The following is a 25,869-nucleotide window of genomic DNA, read 5'->3' on the forward strand; positions in this document are numbered from 1 at the left end:
GGTGCTTATGGTTTTGTACTTTTATCATAATTTAATCAAGAAAAAAGGGTAAGACGACAAAGAACAGACAAATTACGCTATCGAGTAATCGTCATTGAAACAGTTAGCAATTTAACTAAATCGTAATACTAGCAGGCTAATGCAGGTAAGCGACAGGGAGAAGAGTTTGGTCAGGGTCAGAAGAGCACTGATAAAACTCAGGGTGCCAAAGCACCCTAAGCTATTCAAAAGAAATTAAACTTCTTTACTACGGCTTGCGCGACGACGATCATTTTCAGTCAGATGACGTTTACGCAGACGAATTGATTGTGGTGTAACTTCAACCAGTTCGTCATCATCAATGAACTCCAGCGCTTGCTCCAATGTTTTCTTGATGTGTGGAGTCAGCGTTGTCGCTTCATCTGTACCAGAAGCACGAACGTTAGTCAGTTTTTTACCTGTCAGGCAGTTTACGGTCAGGTCATTGGAACGGGAATGGATACCAATGATCTGACCTTCATAAACTTCTGTACCATGACCAAGGAACAATTTACCACGCTCCTGCAAGCCATACAGAGCATAAGCAACGGCTTTACCCTGACCATTGGAAATCAGTACCCCATTCTGGCGACGACCAATTTCACCTGGACGGATATCATCATAGTGGCTGAAGGTCGCGTACAGCAGACCAGTACCGGAAGTCATGGTCATAAATTCAGTACGGAAACCGATCAAACCACGGCTTGGGATCACGTAATCCAGACGCACGCGACCTTTGCCATCTGGCAACATATCACGCATTTCACCTTTACGTTCACCAAGCGCCTGCATCACATCCCCCTGATGCTGCTCTTCGATATCCAGTGTTACCTGCTCGAAAGGTTCCTGCTTACGGCCATCAATTTCACGGAAAATAACCTTTGGACGAGAAACCGCCAATTCGAAACCTTCACGACGCATATTCTCAATCAGGACGGAGAGATGCAACTCACCACGGCCAGATACACGGAAAGCGTCTGGATCTTCAGTTTCTTCAACACGCAGTGCGACGTTATGAACCAGCTCTTTTTTCAAACGATCTAGAATTTGGCGCGAGGTCACATATTTACCTTCACGTCCACAGAAAGGTGAGGTGTTAACACAGAAAAACATACTAACGGTAGGCTCATCAACTGCCAAAGCTGGCAAAGCTTCAACTGCATTAATCTCACACAGCGTATCAGAGATGTTCAGTTCACCCAGACCAGTAATCGCAATGATATCACCTGCTTCCGCTTTGTCAGATTCGATGCGATCTAATCCCAGGTGACTGAAAACTTTCCCCACTTTACCATTGCGCGCCTTACCTTCACTATCAATAATAGTGATGTTCTGGTTTGGTCTTACTGTTCCGCGCTTGATACGACCAATACCAATAACCCCAACGTAGTTGTTGTAATCCAACTGAGAAATCTGCATCTGGAATGGGCCATCAAGATCAACTTTAGGCGGCTCAACATGCTCAATGATTGCCTGATACAACGGAGTCATATCCTCTGCCATATCTGTGTGGTCGTTACCGGCAATCCCCATCAGTGCAGATGCGTAAACAATAGGGAAATCCAACTGTTCATCAGTTGCACCAAGGTTTACGAACAGGTCGAATACCTGATCGACTACCCAATCAGGGCGAGCACCAGGACGATCAACTTTGTTGATAACTACGATTGGCTTCAAACCGTGAGCGAAGGCTTTCTGAGTGACAAAGCGAGTCTGCGGCATCGGGCCATCCATCGCATCTACCAGCAGCAAAACACTGTCGACCATTGACATCACGCGCTCTACTTCACCACCGAAGTCAGCGTGGCCTGGGGTATCTACGATATTGATACGGTAGTCATTCCATTTAATAGCGGTGTTTTTTGCAAGAATGGTGATACCACGTTCTTTTTCCAGATCATTAGAATCCATCACGCGCTCGGTTGCCGCTGTACGCTCATCAAATGTACCGGATTGCTGTAGGAGTTTATCAACCAGCGTAGTTTTGCCATGGTCAACGTGAGCGATAATGGCAATATTTCTTAAGTTATTAATTGACAAGTATTTTTACCGTTTTAGCTATTTGAAGAAATATTAAATACAGACAGCGTGACAAGTCGCAACGCTACTCTCATTTAACACAAATATGGTGCTATTTTACACGTTATAGCTACAGAGTGAAATAAATGTGAAGTGCATCACTTTTGAAGTTTATCTATTTTCTGAATATAAACGTGTCACTTAAAGTGATAATAACAGTATCTGCAACGGCTTAACCTTATTTATTTTCACCAAAATAGTGCATTACTATCTTTTTTCTTCACCTATTTAGTGCAAATAGACTTAACTATCCCTGTGTGCTTTTATCCATTTGCTGAGTTTTATACCTGTTTGTAAATATACACATTTAGATTCAATGTTTTTTAAAAGTTGGCACGCTTTTCGCATTGTATTCTGGCATTGAAAATTGCAATAAAAATTGGCTGTATACAAAGACGCTATCAGCCACTTAAGATAAGGCAGCCTGCGCCTTGTCCAGCCTACGTAAACCAGGAGAACTCATATGTCCGTTGAACATGTTTTGTCCATGATTGAAGAACATCAGGTGAAGTTTATTGACTTACGTTTTACTGACACTAAAGGTAAAGAACAGCACATCACTATTCCTGCCCACCAGATTGATGAAGATTTCTTCGAAGATGGAAAAATGTTCGACGGTTCATCTATCAAAGGTTGGAAAGGTATCAATGAGTCCGACATGGTACTCATGCCAGATCCATCTACCGCAATGCTTGATCCTTTCTTTGACGATGCCACGCTCATTATACGTTGCGATATCCTGGAACCTGGCACAATGCAAGGCTATGGTCGTGACCCTCGCTCTATTGCAAAACGTGCAGAAGATTTCCTGCGTGCAAGCGATATTGCAGATACTGTTTTGTTTGGGCCAGAACCGGAATTCTTCCTGTTTGATGATATCCGTTTCGGCAATTCTATTTCAGGTTCTTATTATCATATTGATGATACTGAAGCAGCTTGGAATAGCGGCACTCGCTATGAAGGCGGTAACAAAGGCCACCGCCCAGGAGTTAAAGGTGGCTATTTCCCTGTACCTCCGGTGGACTCTTCTCAGGATCTACGTTCAGCAATGTGCCTGACTATGGAGGAAATGGGTTTGGTTGTGGAAGCCCACCACCACGAAGTGGCAACGGCGGGTCAGAACGAAGTCGCAACTCGTTTCAACACCATGACCAAAAAAGCGGATGAAACCCAAATTTATAAATATGTGGTACATAATGTCGCCCATGCTTTCGGCAAAACAGCGACATTTATGCCAAAGCCGCTGGTCGGAGATAACGGCTCAGGAATGCATTGTCACATGTCACTGGCTAAAGGCGGTGTCAACCTGTTCGCCGGCGACAAATATGGTGGGTTATCTGAACTGGCTCTTTACTATATCGGCGGCATCATCAAACATGCCCGTGCCCTGAATGCCTTTACTAATCCAACCACTAACTCGTATAAGCGTCTAGTACCTGGTTTTGAGGCTCCCGTGATGCTGGCATATTCTGCCCGTAACCGCTCTGCGTCTATCCGTATTCCGGTTGTAGCCAGCAGTAAAGCCCGTCGTATTGAAGTACGTTTTCCAGATCCGGCCGCCAATCCTTATCTCGCCTTCTCTGCTCTGCTTATGGCTGGCCTTGATGGTATCATCAACAAAATACATCCGGGCGATGCGATGGATAAAAACCTGTATGACCTGCCAGCCGAAGAAGCCCAAGAGATCCCAACTGTAGCCTCTTCTCTGGAAGAAGCATTGGCTGCACTGGATACAGATCGCGAATTCCTGACCCGCGGTGGTGTTTTCACTGATGATGCAATTGATGCTTATATTGGTGTCTTGAACAGTGAAATCGAACGCGTCCGTATGACTCCACATCCTCTGGAGTTTGAACTGTATTACAGCGTGTAGTACTTAAAAGTATTACCATTTTTCTTTTTTATTTTGTTGCCGTGAAACTTTTGGCCCATCTCCGGATGGGCTCTTTTCCCTCTGAACCTTCCTTCTCAATAGAGTGGGTGACTAATTCATGATCAAATAAGATACAATGCACCAAAAAAGTGCAAAGGCTGAAAGGTTGGATAGAAATGGCTGATTTTCCCAAAGCAGAACAGATTCTTGATTCACTGATAAACAGTGTATTGGTACTGGATAACGATTTCATTATCCACTATGCCAATCATTCCGCCATGCAACTTCTGGCACAAAGTACACATAAATTATTCGGCACTCCTCTTCCGGTATTGTTCAGCTATATCTCATTAGATACGGAATTTATGCGTTCCAGTCTGATACGTGGACATGGTTTTACGGATAACGAAGTCTTATTAGTGATCAACAATCACTCACATGTTATGTCGCTCAGTGCCCAACCAATTTCCGAACAGTTTATTCTGCTGGAACTCGCTCCTATGGATAGTCAGCGCCGTTTAAGCCAAGAGCAGATACAACAGGCACAGCAGGCGGCTGCGCGGGAATTGGTTCGGGGGCTGGCACATGAAATTAAAAACCCACTGGGGGGGTTACGGGGAGCCGCACAATTGTTGGCAAAAACACTGCCAGATCCCTCCCTACAAGAATATACTCAAGTCATTATCGAACAGGCAGACAGGCTTCGCACCCTTGTGGATCGATTATTGGGGCCACAACATCCCGGAGCCCAGATCCGCCAGAGCATTCACCATGTGGTAGAACGGGTTTATCAACTGGTGTCACTGGAAATGCCCGGCAATGTCACATTAATCAAGGACTATGATCCTAGCCTGCCGGAGCTGTCCCATGACCCTGATCAGATTGAACAGGTTTTATTAAATATTACCCGCAATGCTCTACAGGCATTAGGCAGTAAAGGTGGCATAATCACCTTACGAACCCGAACAGCGTTTCAAATCACCTTACATGGTAAGCGTTATCGCTTAGCTGCCAGAATTGATATTGAAGACAATGGGCCAGGTATTCCTCCCAATATTCAGGATACACTATTCTACCCAATGGTGAGTGGGCATGAGGGAGGAACCGGGCTAGGTTTATCTATTGCCCGCAGTCTTATTGATCAACATGCTGGAAAAATCGAATTTACCAGTTGGCCGGGGCATACGGAGTTTTCCATTTACCTGCCTATCAAGAAATAGGGGATACTATGCAACGAGGAAAAATCTGGATCGTTGATGATGACAGCGCTATCCGCTGGGTACTTGAACGAGCGTTGAGTGGCGCAGGTATGGAATGCACCAGTTTTGAAAACGCAGATTCCGTATTGGCAGCACTATCACAAAGTTGTCCCGAAGTTTTGCTGTCAGACATCCGTATGCCGGGTCTGGATGGATTAAGTTTACTCAATCAAATCAAACAGAACTATCCACAAATTCCGGTCATCATTATGACAGCCCATTCCGATTTGGATGCCGCTGTCAGCGCCTATCAACACGGTGCATTCGATTATCTGCCGAAGCCATTCGATATTGATGAAACTGTCGCGTTGGTTGAACGTGCATTAAGTCATTCCCAGGAACAACAACACTCATCCCGGAATTCTAAGATAACGTCATCAGTCTCTGAAATGATTGGAGAAGCGCCTGCCATGCAGGAGGTATACCGGATTATCGGACGGCTTTCTCGCTCCTCCATCAGCGTCTTAATCAATGGTGAATCAGGCACAGGGAAAGAATTGGTTGCCCATGCTCTTCACCGCCATAGTCCAAGAGCCGCAGCCCCTTTTATTGCCTTGAATATGGCTGCAATCCCAAAAGATTTAATTGAGTCAGAATTATTTGGTCATGAAAAAGGCGCTTTCACTGGTGCCAATCAGGTTCGCCACGGGCGTTTTGAGCAAGCTAATGGCGGCTCGTTGTTTTTGGATGAAATCGGCGATATGCCACTAGATATTCAAACACGTCTTTTGCGAGTGCTGGCAGAAGGGCAATTCTATCGTGTAGGTGGCTATGCACCCGTAAAAGTTGATGTACGAATTATTGCGGCAACCCACCAGAACCTTGAGCAACGGGTTAAAGAGGGTAAATTCCGTGAAGATCTCTACCATCGTCTGAACGTGATCCGCGTACAATTGCCACCTTTGCGAGATCGTGCAGAAGATATTCCTCGTCTGGCACAACATTTTCTGCAACAAACAGCCAAAGAGCTAGGCGTTGAAGCGAAAACACTACATTCTGATACCGAAACCGCGCTAATGCACCTGTCATGGTCTGGCAATGTCCGTCAGCTAGAGAACGTCTGTCGCTGGCTGACCGTGATGGCAGCCAGTAAAGAAATTCTGGTACAAGATTTACCGACTGATTTAATTGAAAGACAGTCCGCCAAGCCAACAAATAATCCTCCTGCTTCCCTTCCTTCATCATCAGGAGATTGGTCACAGCAATTGGCTATATGGGCAGAAAAAGCCTTACAGGAAGGCCAGGTTGATCTCCTTTCTGATATATTACCGCGGTTAGAACGTACCTTACTTAACTGTGCCCTGACACATACGAATGGACATAAACAGGAAGCCGCCCGCTTACTCGGTTGGGGAAGGAATACAATAACGCGGAAATTGAAGGAACTGGGGTTGGGATAAGTTAACAAATAGCTTTGCTATCCCAAGTGACTGTCAGGTTGGTATTAACTCCGTCGAAAGCCCAATTAGCATTTTGGGCATATCAGCGCTACAGGCAGTAGTATAAACCGTATACTCAACCCTGAGCTTTATTCAGATCACCCGCGAAAACTGTCTCTGACGCATCTGATTACGCCAATAGCGGTCAAAACACATGCAGATATTTCGGATTAACAAACGTCCTTGCGGTGATACCTGAATTTGGGTTTCAGTGACCTTGACCAGTCCGTCTTCCGCCAGCGGCACCAATAATTGCAGATCTTCAGCAAAATAATCCGTGAAATTCACTCCGTAGCACTGTTCAATATCAGCAAAATTCAGCCTAAAATTACAAATCAATGCCTTAATCACATCACGGCGGATACAATCATCTTGCATCAGATTCAAACCACGCCACAACGCATGTTCCTGCGTCTCCACTGCTGCATAGTAGGTTTTGAGATCTTTCTGGTTCTGTGCATAACTGTCACCTAGCATACTGATAGCAGAAACACCTATTCCCAGTAAGTCGCACTCTCCTTGTGTGGTATATCCCTGAAAATTGCGATGTAGTCCTCCTTCCCGCTGAGCAATAGCCAGCTCATCATCAGGACGGGCAAAGTGATCCATACCAATAAACTGATAGCCATTACCTGTCAGAGTAGTAATTGTTTGCTGCAAAATATCCAGTTTCTGTGCTGCATTCGGTAAATCAATCTCCTTAATTTTACGTTGTGCTGCAAACAAATTCGGCATGTGAGCATAATTGAATACACTTAGACGATCAGGAGATAGCGCCAACACTCGTTGCAGAGTGAAAGCGAAACTTTCCGCAGTCTGTTTCGGCAAACCATAAATTAAATCGATACTGGTGGAAGTAAAACCAGTTTCACGGGTACGACTAACCAATTCGAAAATAAAATCTTCATCCTGTTCCCGATTAACCAGACGCTGAACTTCCTTATTGAAATCCTGCACGCCCATACTCAGGCGGTTAAATCCTTCATGACGGAGATGGTCAATGATATCCAGTTCTATTTCACGTGGATCAATTTCAATGGAAAGTTCCGCATCAGGCAGAAAGTGGAAGTGACTACGCAATATTGCCATCAATCGGCTGATCTGTGTTTTGTTCAGATAAGTTGGCGTCCCTCCTCCCCAGTGCATCTGGCTGACTTTTCTCTGGGCAAACAATTTTGCCCGCGCCGTGATTTCCTTTTCCAAAACTTGCAGATACTCATCTGCTTTATGTTTCTGACGAGTCACCAGCTTATTGCAGCCACAGAAATAACAAAGTTTGTGACAGAATGGGATATGGACATAAAGGGAAAGAGAGCGATCAGGGTAACGCGCAGCGGCCTGTGCAAACGCGGTATTATCGTACTGTTGGTTAAACTCCAATGCTGTTGGGTATGAAGTATAACGAGGCCCTGAATAATTGTATTTTTGGATCAAAGGCAGATCCCAGACAATAGCTTGCTCTGACATGCTTACTCCTTCCGCTGTTTTAGCCCATCAAATAGCCATCGTAGTTTACCCAATTACTATAGCAAACACCATACAAATACTATGGTTATAGACTTTATCATTGGGTATATTCCGGGCTGTCCCCGCCTTTATGATCACAACAACTTATAACCGGAACGACTTAATTTCTCAGAAATTGCTGACTTCTCAGGAATTACTTCCCTTTCAGCAACTGCATGATATCTTCCTGCTGTTCTTCTTCACTGCCATCATCTTCCAGATCAATACCCAACTGTTCCATCAGGGTATCAATACGATCAAGCATATTATCGACATAGTCATTCTCTTCCTGAGAGAGTTTTTCATCCTGCTCAAGGCGTGCCAGCAAGCTATCCAGACGCTCATCATTTTCCAGCATTTCCAGCTCTTCCTGCGGAGATAAACGAAGTGTTGGCGTTGCTTTAGGCTTCTCTACTACTGGTTTTTTTACTATTGGTTTTTTTACTACTGCATTTTCACCGATGAGCAAAGGAATCGGCGCTTTACTGCCGATACGAGGATCTCGTTCCTGCTTTGTGCCAGACTGTTTGTTCTGATTACTGTTATCCTGGTGACGGCTACCGGCTGGATTACCACGCAGTTTTTTCTGGCGTTTACGCTCACGTCCTTCAGCGTTCAACTCTTCACGGCTTTTTCTTTTTTGCTTACCCACTGACGTTTTTACAGGGGATTTTTTCTTTAATTGACTCATAGCTTGTGACTCAACTCGTGTTATCAAGATATTTTCGGCGGAATCTAACAGAATCCACTTATAACATCCAACGTCATTTACTTATTCTTTCGAGTTCGACTAATATTTCAGGTTACCTTAACTTAAGTATTATGAGCATCAATTCTCTATGCGTTTCTTCGATACTTCTTATCGCATACCCCTGTATCTTTGGTGCATTGGTTATGCTGTCTTATGGATAGTAGCAAGTTATTCACTGGATCCGACTGTTCCATATGATGCTGTTGAAGCCTTAAACTGGGGCATGAATGGCGAATGGGGATCCCCGAAAAATCCGTGGCTGGTAGGCACTGTGATGTTACCAGCGATCTATATTAGTCATATTTCTCTCAGCTTTTACTGGTATTTCACCCATTTTGTTGCCATTGCCATAGGTATGCTTGGCGTCTGGCGTCTGGCCTTCCGGTTAACAGGCAAAGTTGAATTAGCCTGGCTTGCCATGCTGACACTCAATCTGTCTGGTATCATTAATTTCGATATCATTCCTTATAACGATAATTACCTGTTGGTGATGCTATGGCCGTGGTCACTGTTGTTCTTCCTGAAAGCCATTGATGACCATCCGAAATGGTGGCTAGCATTCGCATTAGCGACAGGGCTGGCTACAATGGGAAAATATTCTTCACTGGCGATTGTTGGTTCAATCTTTTTGCTCTCCCTGTTTGCTCCCAAAGTACGGCGTCATTATCGGGAACCCCTCTTTTATCTTGCCATTGCATTGTGGCTCATACTGATATTACCCAACGCTTGGTGGCTGGCACATAACGATTTTTCTGCATTTAAATGGGTAGACTCCCAAATCGAGCATAGATTTAATCTGCATACTACACGCGCGATACTTTCGGTGTTCTACCCTCTCATCATCGTAGGTGTGATTATTTATTTGTCAGGCGGAAAAATTGGCTGGCCAAAACAACAATCCAACAGGCTGGTTAATATTGTTATTCTGTTCCCCCTATTGATTATCTATGCCTGGTTTTCTTTTAATCAGGGTGGACGGATGACTGAATGGCTCCAGCCATTCATGGCGGTTGCACCTGCACTACTAGTAGGTTCGATAACTGTACCACCCCATAAATCTTTACTGGGAATATTGCGAGGTTTGGCCTTGCTTGGTGTGCTGGTTCTTATCGGCTATGTCAGTGTCATGCTGGCCAATGTCCGGGGCGCTGGCGAAAAATTTGAAGGGATAAAAACCTTTACCAGCCAACTTGATCAGCACTGGAATGAATTGTACCCAACACCACTGCATTATGTTGGAGGAGAATATCTGCACCAATGGCTGACGTTTTACAGTCACTATCGTCCTCAAACCATACAACCGTGGGAAATAGATAATGGTGCACCACCCAATATATACAACCGCCATATTAAACAGAGCGATATTGTGAAATATGGTGCTTTACTGGTAGGAAAAAGGGGGACAAATTGCTCACAGGAAAACTTTCAACAAACACTGACAACCTGGACTACATTAACGATCAGCCACAAAGAAGAATTTACGTTTCAAGCTCAGCCAAGCGCAGAACCTGAGATTGTCTGCATCGGTTTTGTTGCGCCCAAAAACAGTCAATTCCCTCAATAAGTTTCTAGTTACCGCAAAAAAGCCTGAAAGTGAGTATACCGTCAGGCTTTTTCTTCTCAACACAACATCAGGTTAGCCAGCATCGTGTTTAATGGGCATCCACAAACACCATTTTCAATATAAACAGTAAAGTAACGACAATAACGCAAGAGCCAATTTCACGCCATTTCCCTGTTCCCAGTTTCATAGTGCAATAGGCGATAAATCCTAATGCGATACCTTCGGTAATAGAAAAGCTGAATGGCATCATAACAGCGGTAATAAATGCCGGGACGGATTCAGTCAGGTCATTCCATTTCACCCGTGTCAAGCTGGATGTCATCAGAACCCCCACATAAACCAATGCACCTGCTGTAGCATAAGCAGGAACCATACTAACCAATGGAGAAATAAACATCACCAACAGGAATAAAATGCCGACAACAACAGCAGTTAATCCGGTACGCCCACCAACAGAGACACCAGAAGAACTCTCTATATAGGCGGTTACCGAAGAAGTTCCGATATAAGAGCCAGCCACTGAGCTAATGCTGTCAACATACAGAGCCTGACTCATCCGCGGGAATTTACCATTACTGTCAGCAATACCGACTTTATCGGTTACACCAATCAACGTACCGGACGAATCAAACAGGTTTACTAACATAAAAGAAAAAATAACCCCGGCTAACGCGATATCCAGAGCGCCTTTCACATCAACATTTCCAACAACACTCATTACACTGGGTGGCAGATCAAAAACACCCTGATATTCCACATACCCCATCATAAACCCGATCCCCGTCGTTATTACGATGGACAGCAATACTGCTGCATGAAAATTACGTGCTGCTAAGATCGCAATGATAAAAAAGCCTAATGTACCTAACAGTACATTGTGGGAAGCAAAATTGCCGATGGAGACGATAGTATCTGGATTCGGTACGATAATGCCGGCATTTTTTAGCCCCATCATGGCAATAAAAAGCCCGATACCACTGGTAATACCGACACGCAAACTTACAGGGATATTAGCTATCATCCAGTAACGAATGCGGAAAACAGTCAGGATTAACAACCCTACTGCGCCCCAGAAAATCGCCCCCATTGCGACCTGCCATGAAATCCCCATAGCACCGACTACGACAAAAGCAAAAAAAGCATTCAGCCCCATCGCGGGAGCAACAGCAACCGGTAAGTTTGCCATTATTCCCATCATAATACTGCCAAGTGCAGCGATGAGGCAGGTAGTAACAAATACGGCTTTGATATCCATTCCTGTAACAGACAAAATTTGTGGATTCACAAAGACGATATAAACCATAGTTAGAAAGGTCGTAAGCCCGGCGATCATTTCGGTACGAATTGTCGTACCATGTTCTTCTAATTTAAACACGCGCTGAAGTAAGCCCTGACGATTTGCAGAGCCAGAATTGAGTGTGCTCATTGATATTTTATTTCCTAAAAGATGAAGTTTTCGCCCTATCCTACCGGAAATCAGAACAAATCGTTATCCTCCAAGGTCAAAAAAGAAAACGATTGCGATGAGCACAATCAATAAGTTATATAACAAAGTTATTATTAACGTGCCTTATTAATTGACGCCGTTTTATTCGTTATTTTTGCATGGCATCATGTCAAGAATATCGGTGAAAATATCCGCCCACTCATCCTTACCAACTTCCATTAATCCAAAGAAACGTAGGACGAATGCCCCTTCTGTGGCCAGAAAAGCTAAGCGCGCCCGACGCCCTTCTTCCGTCGTTGTATCCAGACCAGCTATGCGCTGACTATACCAGGCACGACTTGACTCAAGATGTTCAGGTGTTTGAAGTAAAGCAGCCAGTAAACCTGCTGCTTTTGCAGATGACACTTCATCAGAATGCTGGCTGGCCTCAACATGCGCACGTACTGCTGTCAGCGGATCAGGATCTTCCCCGGCTATTGTGTAAAACTGCTCTTGGTAACTCAGCTCCCAACGTTCAAACATCGCATCAATGAGTGCGTCCTTCGTATTGAAACTGTACTGAACCCCACCCTTAGTGATCCCCACCGATTTTGCCACTGCATCAATAGTCAGAGCCGCAGCGCCATGTGTTGTCACGATTTGTTCCGCTGCATCCAACAAAACTTCCCGGTCAATTGTTTTACGTCGTCCCATGGAAGACTCCTTTTAATTCAATACGTATGTATTTATAATGGTAGGATATTGTACCGTCAAGACTTGAACGACACAGTATCCCTCAACCATTTTGATGAGTTCTCGCATGAAATCGAATATTCGCTGGCTCGTGCTGGCTGTCATTTCCAGCGCACTTTTTCTAATCGTTATCGACATGACTGTTCTCTATACAGCCTTGCCTCGCCTGACACATGACCTGCGCGCTTCTTCCACCGAAAAACTATGGATAATGAACGCCTATTCATTGACGATTGCCGGCCTGCTTCCCGGTACAGGAGCGTTAAGTGACCGTTTCGGTGCCAAGAAACTATTTACTTCCGGGCTGGTTGTATTCGGCATAGCATCACTTATCGCCGCGTTTGCTCCCAATTCCGGTACTTTGATCAGTGCACGAGTGGTACTGGCCATTGGTGCAGCAATGATGATGCCCGCAACGCTGGCAATAGTCCGTCAGGCTTTTGAAGATCCGGATGAACGTGCTCTTGCCATCGGCATCTGGTCAGCGGTTGCTTCAGGTGGAGCGGCGCTTGGCCCCGTTATCGGCGGGATACTGCTCGAATATTACTGGTGGGGTTCTGTTTTCCTGATCAACGTTCCTATCGTCATCATCGCGTTTATCTTTGCTCTGATCACCATTAACAAAAGTCAAAGTAATCCGAGTCGCTCATTTGACCTGCTTGCTTCCATTCAAATCATGATCGGTCTGATTGGTATTACCTTGGCGATCAAGGAAATGAGTAAACAAGTACCATCACTGGAAACTGCCATGATAACCAGCGCCATCGGGATTGTTTTCATGGTTATGTTCGTTCGTCGGCAACGCCGTTCATCCACACCAATTATCGACTTTAATCTGTTACGTTCTTACGGCTTCGCCACCGGAGTCGCGACGGCTTTTGTTACCACAGCAGCCCTTGTGGGAGTGGAACTTGTAATCAGTCAACGGCTTCAACTGGTGGTAGGTTTATCACCTTTACAGGCAGGGTTGTTTATCCTGCCTATTCCCATAGCTTCTTTTGTTGCCGGGCCTTTGGCTGGCATTGCTATCCCCAGATTTGGCGCAGGAAGAATTATGTGGCTCTCACTCATCTTTGCCGGACTTGGTATTTTTGGCTATCTCATCGGTTTCCAATCCGGCGTGTTAGTACAGATCACTACGTTTGCCATGATCGGATTTGGCATCGGTGCCGCTATGACAGCAGCTTCTACATCCATCATGTTCAATGCTCCTGAGCACAGTGTAGGTACAGCCGCTTCAATTGAAGAAATCGCTTATGAATTTGGTGGCCTGATTGGGATAGCCGTTCTCGGTAGCCTGATGGTAGCGATCTATACGGCCTCATTCACCCTACCGACCGAGGTTGTCATACCAGAGTCTGTACAAAGTGGCTCGATACAAAATAGTATTGATGAAGCAATTATCGTTGCAGAAAATTTAAAAGGTGATGCGGCCTTGTCACTGCTCCGTGCAGCAAAACACGCTTTTGACAGCTCATTCCTATCAGTGTTAACCGTGGCAGGTGTATTGTTGCTGTTAAGCGCTGCGGTGATCGCGCTGTTTGCAAGAAGGCAGCACAATTAACTATTTTATTAGAACCAGCCAAATTATTCGCTTCTTTCAGTCGAATAGTTTGGCATCAAAAAGCATTTCAATATTGAATGACTTTCTTCTATTGACTATTTTTTCTGATCATTTTATGCCATGCCCGAAAGCAATGTAGTTCCTTAAGGTAGTGACTGTAATATTGGGTATTTAGCATAAAGAATGTCAGTAAAAAATCCACGGCAATAATACACAAAGAGACATTGCTATAATCCAATATGCCAGCAATGAATTTTAAACTTATCAGAGAGATAAAAAGTACCAGGAAGAGATAACGTGCTACAGTTAACATCCTGAACCCCAACGTTATTCCCCTATGAGTTAATGAAATGGATAAGAAAGCAAATACTAAAACCAAAGCAACAATAAAAAATAAAATTGGCAGATCATTTTTGTTATCCAAATGAGATAACAATATGAATGTAGTCATTACATAAGATTTAATTAGTAAAATAGTAGAAAATAATGTTATCAGTAATGCTTTTTTCGGAATACCAAAGTCCAATAAATACCGATATTTATTTAATCTCTTTTCTGCCAGTAGACTAGCATCATTTTTTTCTACTCTTTGGTTAAGCGCATAACTTTCTCTAAGTGTATTAGAGAGATTGGTATTTAATACACAATATTGCCAAAACATACTGAAGACATTTATTTTTCTCGAACTGTTATGCAACCCAACAATATCTTCTTCTGCAATTTCAACTATATTTTTTTTCAGAATAGAATTCTTTATTTTAAACCATAGAATTTCTCTCATAGCTTGAGAAAATGTTTCACTGTTAATGATTATCCTATTCGAGAGGAAATTGAAGAAAACAATGGTCAACAAATACCATTCGTGGTGCATATAATAGGCAAAGTAATCAAGCAGAATAAGAGTAATTGCCAAAATAATACTGAATGTGTTCAACCCATTCAGTGTTTTTAACGCAAAGAGATTTCCTCTGTAAGCATAAAGCGTCGATAACGAGATTATAGAAATAATAAATATATTGGCAGAACGTTGAAAACGCGCAGCATCAGAAGAAGAATAAAAATCATAAAATACAAAAAGTAATATTACATAAGAAACAGAAATTAGTATCGGAAACAAGGCCATCAATACACTTTCTTCTGAGGAGCGACTGATGGTTATTTTATCTTTAAGCCTAACAATATTTAGCTCATCCAATAGAGAAGAATCACTATTCTCAATTCTATCATCTGTATTTTTATACAAATGTATAATACTTCTGAGTTGCCTGTTTGTTAATATATTTTTTAAGTTCATATTATTTTTCCAAATTTATTAAATCTTAATATTATTTTTCTCTTTTTTTACTCCTTATTTCTGTAATCATCTTATAATAAGTTGAATATTCAAAATCTTCATACAAATTTCAGTAAAAAACACTTTTCTATTAATAACCATTTTGAAGATAACCTGCTGGTTTTTCATCCACAATAGAAAAAATTGCACCAATAGCATAATTGGCTGATTTAGCTATATTTTCAGGATTCCTAATGCTGCCGGTCATTCCACTTCCCAAAAATCCACCAGCAGCAGAAAGAGAATTTATCAAGTGGTTTCGCAAAGTCCTGCGAATTTCTTCTGTTGGATAATGTTTAGGATATTTTCCTCTTCTTATTGCATCTTTTATAGCCTGATTAGAAATGCCGGGATTGTTATATCGTATAATCTCCTCTGTTAACCGTTTTCTTTCATGTCTTGGCATGTTTTTCAACCATTCTGATGCATTACGGGAAGATGTAGACTTCATTATTCTGTAAGTATGATACGCTTCCTTTAAAGCTGCTGAACCAGAAGCGAGAGAGGTTATATCCAGCATTGTAGTCGTTGCGACATACCAGTCCTGTGAATCTAACCAAGCAACATGCTCTATCCCTTCCTCACCATTACTATTTAGTTGGGATACATTTATTTCATTCTTTAAACCGGCTCTTGTCTCTTTATTACCTTCGCTTTGTTCCAGATATCGTGGTCACAAACATAGCACTAACAGGTTTCTGAAGAGCCATTCACTTGCCGTCTAAATACCATTCGAAGCCTGTCGGGTATACCCCAAAACCGCAAGAATGCTGTTTTCTCACGTCTTACCGAAAAATGGCGAGCGACATAGTTAGCGGCTAATTCCAGTGACAAACACATCACAAAATAAACTAACGCAACAAATAAAAAGACTTCCATCGGATAAACCATACTACGGTTATTAACCTGTGTCGCCAAAAATGACAGTTCTGCTACGCCAACAATATAGGCCAATGAAGTGTCTTTGATTAACGCAATCCATTGGTTTATGAACGAAGGCACCATCATACGCAATGCCTGTGGCAGAACGATATACCACAATACTTCCCAACGATTGAAACCCAAAGACAGTCCTGCACGCCATTGACCTTCACCAATCGCCAGAATGCCCGCCTTAACACCATGGGCCAAATAAGCAGACGTTATCAATGCCAGTGCACAAACTACAGTGGTGATTTCAGGTATTTCCATACCCAAAACCACTGGCAACAAGAAATAAGTCCAAAAAATCAGCATAATAACTGGAATAGCACGAAAGAACCCCAATACCGCAGCCAGCAAATTTACCCAAAAACCACGCAACATCGCCAATGCGATTCCTGCCACTGTCCCCAAGGCAATCGAGATCACTCCGGCCATAATACTTATCATCAGTGTCAAAGCTGCGCCTTCCAACGGCCCGTCAGGAAAGGTTCCCAACAGCAAATAGCGCCAGTTTTCTGCTATAACAGTAAAGTCCATATCAGTACCCTCTTGCCAGTATTCTCTGCTGACGCCATTGCCCCCATCCTTCCATCACTGCAATAATGGCGATGTAGAGCATTGTCGCCACGCCAAACGCTTCAAATGTTTGCAGAGACTGTGTTTCTACCTGACGGGAAGCATAGGAAAGTTCAGCGACACCAATCGCCATTGTTAATGATGAATTCTTGACGATAGTCATGTACTGCCCCAAAAGTGGTGGCATGGCAATCTTCAATGCCTGTGGCAGTACGACATGGCGCATGGCCTGCCAGCCAGTTAAACCCAATGCGTGGGCAGCATATTTTTGGCCACGTCCAACACCCTGCATTCCAGCTCTTAGTTCTTCTGCCACAAAAGGTGTAGAGTAAAGTGTCAGGCCGATAAATCCAGCCAGAAACTCAAATGAAGGCCATTCCAGAGTGAAACCTGCAATCTCAGTCTCATGGGGGGTGTTAAGCCAGGTCATAGCATCTTGAGGCAAAATCTGTCCGGAAGCGAAATACCAGAAAAACAGTTGTACCAGCAATGGGGTATTGCGGAATACCGAAGTGTACAGCGTAATCAACCAACGCAATGGTTTGATCTGGCTGTCCCGCGCTGCCGCAATGACAAAACCCAGTAAGGTGGAAGAAACAATGGTACAGGCAGAGATCCATAATGTAATCAAGAACCCTTGCCAGAGCCATTGCAGATATTCAGGAGCCAATAAGTGCTCATCAATAAATTGCTCAAACATATTATTCACCACATCAACAAATGGCAAAGCCCCGCACAAAGACGGGGCTGGTTTCCGATATCATTTTCCCAGACGTATGTTAGTTCGCTGCCTGACTATTTAATGGAGCAAACTTAAAATTACCACGTGGCTGAGCAGATTTTGTATCAGGACCAAACCAACGGTTATAAATTTTCTCTGCTTCACCTTCTTTCTCCAGTTTCAACAATGTCTGGTTAACCGCTTCAACCAACCGGGCTTCTCCTTTGGAAGCCGCTACAGCCTGATATTCACGAGTAATACTGAAAGGTGATATTTCAAAATCTACTTTTTGCGCTTCTGGAACATTTGCCAATAAGCCTACCAGCTTTGCATCATCCTGAGTGATCGCCTGAACATTACCATTTCTCAACGCCGCGAATGCCAGCGGAGTATCGTCATAAGAGATAACTTTCGCAGTTGGGTAACGCTCACGCAGTGTAATTTCCTGTACCGTTCCCTTATCCGCACCGATACGCAATTTAGCGATATCATCCGGATTAGTCAGGACACCTTTACGGGCAATGAATTTTTGCCCTGTGGCAAAATAAGGAATGGAAAAATCGACCTGTTTTGCCCGTTCATCGGTGATCGTGAAGTTAGCAGCAATTAAGTCAATTTTCTTAGAAGAGAGTAGTGGAATACGATTTGCGGGATTAGTTGGGCGCAATTGCAGTTTCACGCCCAAATCACTGGCGATTGCATTGGCGATATCCACATCATAACCAGCAAGTTTTTTCGTTTTAGGATCGATAAAACCAAAAGGGGGATTACTGTCGAATACCGCAATACGAACCGTACCCGCTTTTTTTATATCATCAAGTTTGTCTGCTTTCGCTACGCCAGAAACTAATACCAGACTGGTTAGTAACACAGTCACTGCTATCCGAGATTGATTGCGGAATTTCATTGGACACCCCTATTATTAATTTGTTAATAATTATTTATTGTCCAATAAAAACTATCAATTTCATCATAGCACTTGAAATAATATAAAACACTATATTTATACCTTTTGGGAATAAATCTTTAAAGTGAGCCCCTAAACGCACTTAAGAGAATACCCATGTTTCATAGTCATAAAAATTATTCATCTTTAGTAAGCAATTCTTCCAGTTTATCGCCCCCAACATGGCGAAAATCCTGCCCTTTAACGTAATAGAAGATAAATTCACAAATGTTCTGACAGCGATCGCCGATACGTTCAATAGAACGGGCACATAAAAGTGCGGTCATGATGCTCGGAATAGTACGTGGATCTTCCATCATGTAAGTCATTAACTGGCGCACAATGCCTTCATATTCCTGATCTACTTTTTTATCTTCACGATAGATACGGATGGCTTCTTGCAAATCCATACGGGCAAAAGCATCCAATACATCATGCAGCATCCGGATGGTATTCCGGCCCAAAGATTCCAGACTGACCAGCAATGGTTGCTGTTGATGAGAAAATTTCTCCAGCGCCGTCTGACAAATTTTATTCGCAACATCACCAATACGCTCCAGCTCGGCAATGGTCTTTGAGATAACCATTATCAGGCGCAAATCACTTGCTGCGGGTTGACGTTTGGCAATGATACGAACACAGGCCTCATCTATCGCCACTTCCATCATGTTGACCTTCTGGTCGTCTTCAATGACTTGTTGGGCTAACTGTTTATCCTGATTGTGCATTGCCAGAATCGCTTTACTGAGCTGCTCTTCTACCAATCCCCCCATTGCCATTAATTCAGTACGGATATGTTCCAGTTCAGCATTGAACTGACCAGAAATGTGCTTACCGAAATTCAGATTGTCCATCTTTACGCTACCTCGTATCTGCCCATATCAACCATAACGACCAGTAATATAATCTTCGGTCTGCTTCATTTTCGGTGTGGTGAACAAAATGTCAGTGTCACTGAACTCAATCAACTCACCGAGGTACATAAAAGCCGTATAATCAGAACAACGTGCCGCCTGCTGCATATTGTGTGTAACGATCACTACGGTATATTCCGATTTCAGTTCACTGATCAGTTCCTCAATACGTCCTGTAGAAATCGGGTCGAGAGCAGAGCAAGGTTCATCCAGCAACAAAACTTCCGGGCGGATAGCGATAGCACGGGCAATACACAAACGCTGTTGCTGACCGCCAGACAGGCTGTAACCACTCTGGTGTAACTTGTCTTTGGTTTCGTTCCACAATGCGGCTTTTGTCAGCGCCCATCGGACTCGCTCATCCATCTCAGCCCTTGAAAGTTTTTCAAACAAACGCACGCCAAAAGCGATATTGTCGTAAATCGACATCGGAAAAGGCGTCGGCTTTTGAAAAACCATGCCTACTTTGGCTCGTAATAAGGCAATATCCTGTTTATCGGTCAGAATATTCGTTTTATCCAGCAAGATCTCGCCTTCAGCCTTCTGTTCTCCATACAGTTCATACATTTTGTTAAAAGTACGCAGTAATGTTGATTTGCCACATCCCGATGGGCCAATGAAAGCAGTCACTTTATTCTGTGCAATATCCAACGTGATATTTTTCAGTGCATGGAATTTGCCGTAATAGAAATTCAGATTGCGTACCTGAATCTTATTTCCTGCAACATCATTGGCTTTACTCATCAACGCTTCTCTCTTCAATATCAGTTCCTCTAATATCAGAATTTTTTCTTAGCAAATAACAACCGCGCCAAGATATTAATCAACAGTACACATAAGGTAATCAGTAAAACCCCGGCCCATGCCAGTTGTTGCCAGTCAGAGAATGGACTCATAGCAAACTTGAATATGGTGACAGGCAGATTGGCAATTGGCTGACTGAGGTTAGTGCTCCAGAACTGGTTAGAAAGCGAAGTGAATAACAATGGGGCGGTTTCCCCTGCAATACGGGCAATGGCCAGTAATACACCCGTAATAATACCTGATATTGAGGCTTTCAACGTAATAGCAGAGATCATTTTCCATTTCGGTGTTCCCAGTGCATAAGCTGCTTCACGCAGGCTATCCGGCACCAGTTTCAACATATTTTCCGTCGTGCGGATAACAATTGGGATTTGTAACAGAGCCAGCGCAATTACCCCTGCCCAACCGGAGAAATGCTGCATTTTCGTCACAACTACCGTGTAAACAAACAGCCCTACAACAATGGAAGGAGCAGAAAGCAGAATGTCATTGATAAAGCGGATCACCTCAGCCAGCGGAGAACGACGTCCATACTCAGCAAGATAAATACCCGCCATAATTCCCAATGGCGTACCGCACACCGTTGCCCAGAAGATCAGGAGTCCACTACCAACAATAGCGTTTGCCAGCCCGCCTCCTGCTGTGTTGGGCGGTGGCGTCATTTCGGTAAATAACGCCAGAGACATACCATCAATACCTTTAGTGATTGTGGAGATTAAAATCCAAATCAGCCAGAACAAACCGAATGCCATTGTTGCCATAGACAGAAACAGGGCGAGATGATTTTTCCGACGCCGCCAGGCTTGTAACCTATGGCGTTTATCAATTCTTATCATTTCAACGCCCCTCGTTCCTGGACAGACGCATGATCATCAATTTTGATAACGCGAGAACAATAAAAGTGATCACAAATAAAATCAGCCCCAGTTCCATCAATGCAGAGGTATGCAGACCCGATGCCGCTTCGGCAAATTCATTTGCCAATGCCGAAGTAATGCTGTTTCCGGGCATATAGAGGGAAAAACTGTCCAATTGATAGGTATTGCCGATAATAAAAGTCACTGCCATGGTTTCTCCCAGTGCACGCCCCAGGCCTAACATCACACCGCCGATTACCCCATTTTTGGTGTAAGGCAGGACGATATGCCAAATCACTTCCCATGTTGTACAGCCAATTCCATAAGCCGATTCTTTCATCATAACGGGAGTTTGTTCAAAAACATCGCGCATCACAGAAGCAATATAGGGAATAATCATAATGGCAAGAATAATACCCGCGGCCAGAATACCAATGCCGAAAGCCGGGCCGGAAAACAGTTCTCCTACGACAGGAATACTCGACAACACATCACCGACAGGTTGTTGGAAATAGGTGGCAAAAAGCGGGGCAAAGACAAATAGCCCCCACATGCCATAAACGATACTGGGGATTGCCGCTAATAATTCAATTGCTACACCAAGCGGCCGTTTCAGCCAGTTTGGCGCCAGCTCTGTCAAAAACAGAGCGATGCCAAAACTAACCGGAACGGCAATAATCAGAGCAATCAATGAAGTCACTAATGTGCCATAAATCGGAACTAGTGCACCGAAAATCTCCGCAGGTGCATCCCAATCGTTATTCCATAGAAAAGCAAAACCAAACGTCTGCATACTCGGCCAGGCAGCAATAAGCAGCGAGATGATAATGCCTCCCAGTAGAAATAACGTCATCAGAGCCGCCAGCCTGACCAGCGTACTGAAAATAATATCACCGTGCTTACCAGGTGCTTTCTGTACGGTCTTATGCATGGTTTTTCTATGTATAGTCTTATGTTCGGCCATGCGCTCAATTCCCATTTGGGTTATTTCCCTTCAATAGCATCGCTAATACAATGAATTGTTAATACAAGGCATTGCCGTGCTTATCTTTTATGTCATTTTTCCAGGCTGCACGTACCTGTTCAATGACAGCTTTTGGCAACACAGCATAATCCAGCGCTTTCGCTTGCTCGCCACCTTTCTCATAGGCCCAGTCAAAGAATTTCAGGATTTCTGTCCCATGTATGGCATTTTTCTGCTGTTTATGGATTAGGATGAATGTCGTTGACGTGATCGGCCAGGCATTTTCGCCGGGCTGATTAGTCAAATCCTGTGCAAAACTTTTGTTCCAGTCCGCCCCTTTTGCTGCCGCACTGAAATTAGTTTCGGTAGGCGCGATAACGTTTCCATCAGCGGTTACCAACTTGGTATAGGCGAGATTATTTTGCTTCGCATAAGCATATTCAACATAACCAATGGAGCCGGGCAAACGCTGGACGAACGCAGCAATGCCATCATTTCCTTTGCCGCCCAGTCCGATTGGCCATTTCACTGTAGAACCTGCCCCGACTTTTGCTTTCCAGTCACTGTTTACTTTGGACAGGTAGCTAGTGAAAACAAAAGAAGTACCGGAACCATCCGCACGGCGCACCACCGCAATATTTTGATCAGGGAGTTGGAGATTCGGATTCAATTTCGCAATGATGGGATCATTCCATTTTTTGATGGTTCCCAAATAGATGTCACCGAGAGTTTTGCCATCTAACACCAACTGGCCGGATTTGATACCTGGAAGGTTCACCACCAGTACAATGCCACCAATCACGGTCGGAAACTGGAACAAACCTTCAGAAGCCAGTTTGTCATCAGCAAGTGGGGCATCTGATGCACCAAAATCAACTGTGTTGGCAATAATCTGTTTTACACCACCAGAAGAACCAATCCCCTGATAATTGATTTTATTACCCGTTTCTTTTTGATAAGAATCGGCCCACTTGGTATATACCGGTGCCGGGAATGTCGCACCAGCTCCTGTCAAGCTGGTAGTTGCAACAAATGTAGTTGCAGCAAATGAAGACAAAGACGTCATAGCAAATACTGTTGCCATGATGCCTGCCACGGTGATACGTATTGATTTCATACACCCTCCTGCTGAGATACACATCATTCATTAAAAACAACTTTCAACAACATCAACAGCCTAGTTTTTAGGTAAAAATTGATTCAGGAGGGAAAAATAAGTCAACTTAATGACAGTAAAATGTATAAATTATGACATTTTTATGACAGTCATTCCTAAATTCCCGCGATTATCGTACTCATACTCATATCTCATAGCCTGAATTTCATCAATTCAATGTCATACTTGTCATCTACGGGTCTGTTCATAATATCGACCAAATCGGCAAATATGACAGTATTAAGGACTGAGCGCTGTAGCCTGCTTCTGTCTAAGTTTGCAACTTACGATGCATAATGGCATGAGCTATGATATCCGTGTATCTAACCTGCTTATGACAATGGCTGATGCTATCACTATGATAGACAAGATTGATCCAGAATGACTTAAGAGAGAAGGGTTAAACCTATTCTCTTCTTTTGGATAGCAGCCTTATTACCTTTCAAAGCAATAAAGATCCGTGTTTAATCCTGTTTTGAATATTTATTTTCGATTGAAAATAAATATTCAGGAGTTATATTAAAATAAGTGGGTTCTGCTAATAAAAATTCTTCCATTGATATGATTGATGATAAAATAACAGTAACTATTTTTTATTATAGATATATGAAATAGAGACTTCTATTGTTTGAGTGTACAATTGCCCCAGTCATTTAATATAATTGGCTTCTTTCCTTTTACTCATTGAGCTCTGTTACATAGCATTGCGAGTAAAATGAAATTTGCCATACTTATTCGACGATTAATTCTCTATATGCAGAGCGGATTATTTTTCTTCCTGTATCTGGCTCGACAATGATACAGACCTCTGATGCTTCCCCCGGATTATCTTTGCTATCACCATGAATTATAAAATATATATTGCATACATCTTGTTACAATCACACGGTTCCAAAATGGTAGCTATTGGTCCCTTACTGCTTGTATATTCGCCCCGACAAACTAATTTGTCGTTATGATATAAGTCACCTGAATATTGATGATAAATCCAAGCCATTTAAAACTCCTTTTTAGATTTCCATGTATATAAAATAGATACGAAATATATTGAATGAAAATCTTTACATGTATTTATACTCACTTTATCATTCATTTATCTTGGTGTTCATACGACAAATTAATTATTAAAAAATAATATTAACTCATATTAAAAATTCCATTTTATTTTTTTAATTTAAGTTAAACTAATAGAAATTGGGTCATGTATTAAATATTTAGATTAAACATTTAAAAATAATGCTCACGTTCAATAAAAGTCCCTATCACCTTATTGTGCATTTCTTCGGATTTTGAATAACCGATAGTTTTTCTATTCAGTCTTTTTAATCGAGTACACAGAATAAAGAGGGCAAGTAGCTTGTCTATTTCACAGATAAGCGGAACGTTATTCCATCAAGGGGAAGTGTTGTTACGTTTCGGAGCGTAAGTTTTTTAACGTTTTCATGACGGTGGCTGTTGCGGCTTTCAGGACTCGAACGGTTCACGAATTCCCCCTGTTATTCATCGCCATGTCGATAATCGGCTCTTTAACATCGGGTTTGCTGGAAGGTGTATTCCAACTATTTATAGAAATTTTTACAAGAAAACGCCATTAATTAGTAATGTAAATTATATTGATAATCATTTCTATTTAAAATATTGTAATGGCGTTTTCCTTCTCAGGATCTCATACCTCTTCCTGATGAATTTTTTGCCAAATTGGATTTCCGGCGCCGCCTGTAAGCAGCACAAATTAATTGGTATTAAATATTTTTATAAGGCAAATCAGACGGTGTTTGATTATGTTTAAAATAAGAAAAAAACTTGTGGTGAAAATCATCGCCAGACGCACAGGGTTTGGGTTTCAGGCGGCACTGTTTTCAACACCCACGTTATCTGACGGGGCATATGCAGCTAGCGATGGGGAAAAAAACATGAGGGATGCAGCCGCGGAGCTGAAAAGCGTAACGCTACCAATGAAAGGGATTGTAACGAAAGGTCGCGTATCAGTCACCAAAACGGCGATTCTACTTCTCAAAACACAACAGACAATCTCCGTGATTACTCGTGACCAGATGGATCGTCAAACAACGACTTTCGTATCCAACGCACTAAATTACACCAAAAGTGCCTTCACCCATTATCCAGGTTCATCTAACCGCAACGATGAAGTCGTAATCCGCCACTTTTGCTACATGACACGCAATGATCTAAGAGAAAATGCTTCCAGCCTGAAAGGCGCATCGGTGCAGTTTAACGTCAACAACCTCACCATGTCGCCTCCTGCTGCGGAAAAGAGGCGTGTTTCTACAGCTACGAACGCAGCATGTTATCCACGGTCAGCTATAGCTGATAACACCTGGTTTTCGGCACCACTGGCGGCTCACTCTCACGTTGCCGTCGGTATTTTCCCTTTCGGAAGGGGGGAAAAACTAGCCCCTACACCAACAAGAGGAACCTGAT

22 protein-coding genes and 1 pseudogene are annotated in these 25,869 nt (G+C 43.1%); 6 read left to right on the plus strand and 17 right to left on the minus strand.

Translation table 11 applies throughout. The features are described from left to right. Window positions 1–234: 234 nt before the first annotated feature. On the minus strand, window positions 235–2,058 hold the full coding sequence (gene typA / locus ABLA85_RS00420; RefSeq protein ID WP_367960376.1) for a ribosome-dependent GTPase TypA: 1,824 nt from the start codon (window positions 2,056–2,058) through the stop codon (window positions 235–237). Between the two features lie 502 nt (window positions 2,059–2,560). On the opposite strand from typA, the gene glnA reads away from it, so the two are divergent. The 3 genes from glnA (at window position 2,561) to glnG (ending at window position 6,629) form a co-directional block, all read left to right on the plus strand. Beyond that, window positions 2,561–3,970, plus strand: a complete 1,410-nt coding sequence (gene glnA / locus ABLA85_RS00425) for a glutamate--ammonia ligase (RefSeq protein ID WP_367960377.1) — start codon at window positions 2,561–2,563, stop codon at window positions 3,968–3,970. A gap of 176 nt (window positions 3,971–4,146) precedes the next feature. After that, on the plus strand, window positions 4,147–5,190 hold the full coding sequence (gene glnL / locus ABLA85_RS00430) for a nitrogen regulation protein NR(II) (protein WP_367960379.1): 1,044 nt from the start codon (window positions 4,147–4,149) through the stop codon (window positions 5,188–5,190). Window positions 5,191–5,198: 8 nt separating this feature from the next. Then, window positions 5,199–6,629 carry a nitrogen regulation protein NR(I) gene (gene glnG, locus ABLA85_RS00435; protein ID WP_367960381.1) on the plus strand — a complete coding sequence of 477 codons (1,431 nt, stop codon included), beginning with the start codon at window positions 5,199–5,201 and terminating at the stop codon, window positions 6,627–6,629. 132 nt (window positions 6,630–6,761) lie between these two features. Here glnG and hemN read toward each other — a convergent pair whose 3' ends face one another. Further along, entirely contained in the window at window positions 6,762–8,135 is a 1,374-nt protein-coding gene (hemN, locus tag ABLA85_RS00440) for an oxygen-independent coproporphyrinogen III oxidase (RefSeq protein ID WP_367960384.1), read from the minus strand. Window positions 8,136–8,328: 193 nt separating this feature from the next. Then, window positions 8,329–8,865 (minus strand): Der GTPase-activating protein YihI, encoded by a 537-nt coding sequence (yihI, locus tag ABLA85_RS00445; protein WP_367960387.1) that lies wholly within the window; start codon window positions 8,863–8,865, stop codon window positions 8,329–8,331. A gap of 148 nt (window positions 8,866–9,013) precedes the next feature. On the opposite strand from yihI, the gene ABLA85_RS00450 reads away from it, so the two are divergent. Then, entirely contained in the window at window positions 9,014–10,489 is a 1,476-nt protein-coding gene (locus ABLA85_RS00450; RefSeq protein WP_367960390.1) for a glycosyltransferase family 39 protein, read from the plus strand. 88 nt (window positions 10,490–10,577) lie between these two features. On the opposite strand, the gene ABLA85_RS00455 is transcribed toward ABLA85_RS00450, so the two are convergent. After that, the gene (locus tag ABLA85_RS00455) at window positions 10,578–11,915 is read right to left on the minus strand and encodes an NCS2 family permease (RefSeq protein WP_367960392.1); all 1,338 of its coding nucleotides are present in this window, start codon (window positions 11,913–11,915) and stop codon (window positions 10,578–10,580) included. Window positions 11,916–12,077: 162 nt separating this feature from the next. Beyond that, window positions 12,078–12,629: a TetR/AcrR family transcriptional regulator gene (locus ABLA85_RS00460; protein WP_367960394.1), complete on the minus strand. Its 552-nt coding sequence runs from the start codon at window positions 12,627–12,629 to the stop codon at window positions 12,078–12,080. Window positions 12,630–12,735: 106 nt separating this feature from the next. On the opposite strand from ABLA85_RS00460, the gene ABLA85_RS00465 reads away from it, so the two are divergent. Next, on the plus strand, window positions 12,736–14,232 hold the full coding sequence (locus ABLA85_RS00465) for an MFS transporter (RefSeq protein ID WP_367960397.1): 1,497 nt from the start codon (window positions 12,736–12,738) through the stop codon (window positions 14,230–14,232). An 88-nt stretch (window positions 14,233–14,320) separates the two neighbouring features. Here ABLA85_RS00465 and ABLA85_RS00470 read toward each other — a convergent pair whose 3' ends face one another. The 12 genes and pseudogenes from ABLA85_RS00470 to ABLA85_RS00525 all read right to left on the minus strand — a co-directional run bounded on the left by ABLA85_RS00470 (window position 14,321) and on the right by ABLA85_RS00525 (window position 24,911). Next, a complete protein-coding gene (locus ABLA85_RS00470; RefSeq protein ID WP_367960398.1) occupies window positions 14,321–15,526 on the minus strand; it encodes a hypothetical protein in 1,206 nt (401 codons plus the stop codon). A 130-nt stretch (window positions 15,527–15,656) separates the two neighbouring features. Further along, window positions 15,657–16,085 (minus strand): hypothetical protein, encoded by a 429-nt coding sequence (locus ABLA85_RS00475; protein ID WP_367960400.1) that lies wholly within the window; start codon window positions 16,083–16,085, stop codon window positions 15,657–15,659. Between the two features lie 167 nt (window positions 16,086–16,252). Beyond that, window positions 16,253–17,026 (minus strand): amino acid ABC transporter permease, encoded by a 774-nt coding sequence (locus tag ABLA85_RS00480; protein ID WP_367960402.1) that lies wholly within the window; start codon window positions 17,024–17,026, stop codon window positions 16,253–16,255. Between the two features lies 1 nt (window position 17,027). Continuing rightward, complete coding sequence (locus tag ABLA85_RS00485; protein ID WP_367960403.1) at window positions 17,028–17,765, minus strand: amino acid ABC transporter permease; 738 nt, start codon at window positions 17,763–17,765, stop codon at window positions 17,028–17,030. Window positions 17,766–17,844: 79 nt separating this feature from the next. After that, complete coding sequence (locus tag ABLA85_RS00490; RefSeq protein ID WP_367960405.1) at window positions 17,845–18,693, minus strand: ABC transporter substrate-binding protein; 849 nt, start codon at window positions 18,691–18,693, stop codon at window positions 17,845–17,847. Window positions 18,694–18,869: 176 nt separating this feature from the next. Then, on the minus strand, window positions 18,870–19,586 hold the full coding sequence (gene phoU / locus ABLA85_RS00495; protein WP_340620100.1) for a phosphate signaling complex protein PhoU: 717 nt from the start codon (window positions 19,584–19,586) through the stop codon (window positions 18,870–18,872). A gap of 27 nt (window positions 19,587–19,613) precedes the next feature. Next, a complete protein-coding gene (gene pstB / locus ABLA85_RS00500) occupies window positions 19,614–20,390 on the minus strand; it encodes a phosphate ABC transporter ATP-binding protein PstB (protein ID WP_367960407.1) in 777 nt (258 codons plus the stop codon). Between the two features lie 35 nt (window positions 20,391–20,425). After that, window positions 20,426–21,286 (minus strand): phosphate ABC transporter permease PstA, encoded by an 861-nt coding sequence (gene pstA, locus ABLA85_RS00505; protein WP_367960408.1) that lies wholly within the window; start codon window positions 21,284–21,286, stop codon window positions 20,426–20,428. A gap of 1 nt (window position 21,287) precedes the next feature. Further along, the gene (pstC, locus tag ABLA85_RS00510; RefSeq protein ID WP_367960598.1) at window positions 21,288–22,238 is read right to left on the minus strand and encodes a phosphate ABC transporter permease PstC; all 951 of its coding nucleotides are present in this window, start codon (window positions 22,236–22,238) and stop codon (window positions 21,288–21,290) included. A gap of 91 nt (window positions 22,239–22,329) precedes the next feature. Further along, a complete protein-coding gene (pstS, locus tag ABLA85_RS00515) occupies window positions 22,330–23,388 on the minus strand; it encodes a phosphate ABC transporter substrate-binding protein PstS (RefSeq protein WP_367960409.1) in 1,059 nt (352 codons plus the stop codon). 1,266 nt (window positions 23,389–24,654) lie between these two features. After that, window positions 24,655–24,765: pseudogene (locus tag ABLA85_RS00520) on the minus strand (IS1 family transposase); the annotation flags it as partial. Window positions 24,766–24,788: 23 nt separating this feature from the next. After that, the gene (locus tag ABLA85_RS00525) at window positions 24,789–24,911 is read right to left on the minus strand and encodes a hypothetical protein (protein WP_367960410.1); all 123 of its coding nucleotides are present in this window, start codon (window positions 24,909–24,911) and stop codon (window positions 24,789–24,791) included. Window positions 24,912–25,232: 321 nt separating this feature from the next. On the opposite strand from ABLA85_RS00525, the gene ABLA85_RS00530 reads away from it, so the two are divergent. Then, window positions 25,233–25,868 carry a TonB-dependent receptor plug domain-containing protein gene (locus ABLA85_RS00530; RefSeq protein ID WP_367960412.1) on the plus strand — a complete coding sequence of 212 codons (636 nt, stop codon included), beginning with the start codon at window positions 25,233–25,235 and terminating at the stop codon, window positions 25,866–25,868. Window position 25,869: the final 1 nt, after the last annotated feature.

Origin of the sequence: Xenorhabdus sp. SGI246, from assembly GCF_040838225.1 — a bacterium.
GTDB lineage: Bacteria > Pseudomonadota > Gammaproteobacteria > Enterobacterales > Enterobacteriaceae > Xenorhabdus > Xenorhabdus indica.

Bases quoted from the DNA above. Each gene is read 5' to 3' on its own strand.
- ABLA85_RS00470 (WP_367960398.1), bottom strand. From the start codon at position 15,526: ATGAACTTAAAAAATATATTAACAAACAGGCAACTCAGAAGTATTATA.
- pstC (WP_367960598.1), bottom strand. From the start codon at position 22,238: ATGCATAAGACCGTACAGAAAGCACCTGGTAAGCACGGTGATATTATT.
- ABLA85_RS00480 (WP_367960402.1), bottom strand. From the start codon at position 17,026: ATGGACTTTACTGTTATAGCAGAAAACTGGCGCTATTTGCTGTTGGGA.
- ABLA85_RS00490 (WP_367960405.1), bottom strand. From the start codon at position 18,693: ATGAAATTCCGCAATCAATCTCGGATAGCAGTGACTGTGTTACTAACC.
- glnL (WP_367960379.1), top strand. From the start codon at position 4,147: ATGGCTGATTTTCCCAAAGCAGAACAGATTCTTGATTCACTGATAAAC.
- ABLA85_RS00475 (WP_367960400.1), bottom strand. From the start codon at position 16,085: ATGCTGGATATAACCTCTCTCGCTTCTGGTTCAGCAGCTTTAAAGGAA.
- ABLA85_RS00485 (WP_367960403.1), bottom strand. From the start codon at position 17,765: ATGTTTGAGCAATTTATTGATGAGCACTTATTGGCTCCTGAATATCTG.
- yihI (WP_367960387.1), bottom strand. From the start codon at position 8,865: ATGAGTCAATTAAAGAAAAAATCCCCTGTAAAAACGTCAGTGGGTAAG.
- pstA (WP_367960408.1), bottom strand. From the start codon at position 21,286: ATGATAAGAATTGATAAACGCCATAGGTTACAAGCCTGGCGGCGTCGG.
- hemN (WP_367960384.1), bottom strand. From the start codon at position 8,135: ATGTCAGAGCAAGCTATTGTCTGGGATCTGCCTTTGATCCAAAAATAC.
- glnA (WP_367960377.1), top strand. From the start codon at position 2,561: ATGTCCGTTGAACATGTTTTGTCCATGATTGAAGAACATCAGGTGAAG.
- pstB (WP_367960407.1), bottom strand. From the start codon at position 20,390: ATGAGTAAAGCCAATGATGTTGCAGGAAATAAGATTCAGGTACGCAAT.
- glnG (WP_367960381.1), top strand. From the start codon at position 5,199: ATGCAACGAGGAAAAATCTGGATCGTTGATGATGACAGCGCTATCCGC.
- ABLA85_RS00450 (WP_367960390.1), top strand. From the start codon at position 9,014: ATGCGTTTCTTCGATACTTCTTATCGCATACCCCTGTATCTTTGGTGC.
- ABLA85_RS00460 (WP_367960394.1), bottom strand. From the start codon at position 12,629: ATGGGACGACGTAAAACAATTGACCGGGAAGTTTTGTTGGATGCAGCG.
- phoU (WP_340620100.1), bottom strand. From the start codon at position 19,586: ATGGACAATCTGAATTTCGGTAAGCACATTTCTGGTCAGTTCAATGCT.
- ABLA85_RS00455 (WP_367960392.1), bottom strand. From the start codon at position 11,915: ATGAGCACACTCAATTCTGGCTCTGCAAATCGTCAGGGCTTACTTCAG.
- ABLA85_RS00465 (WP_367960397.1), top strand. From the start codon at position 12,736: ATGAAATCGAATATTCGCTGGCTCGTGCTGGCTGTCATTTCCAGCGCA.
- pstS (WP_367960409.1), bottom strand. From the start codon at position 23,388: ATGAAATCAATACGTATCACCGTGGCAGGCATCATGGCAACAGTATTT.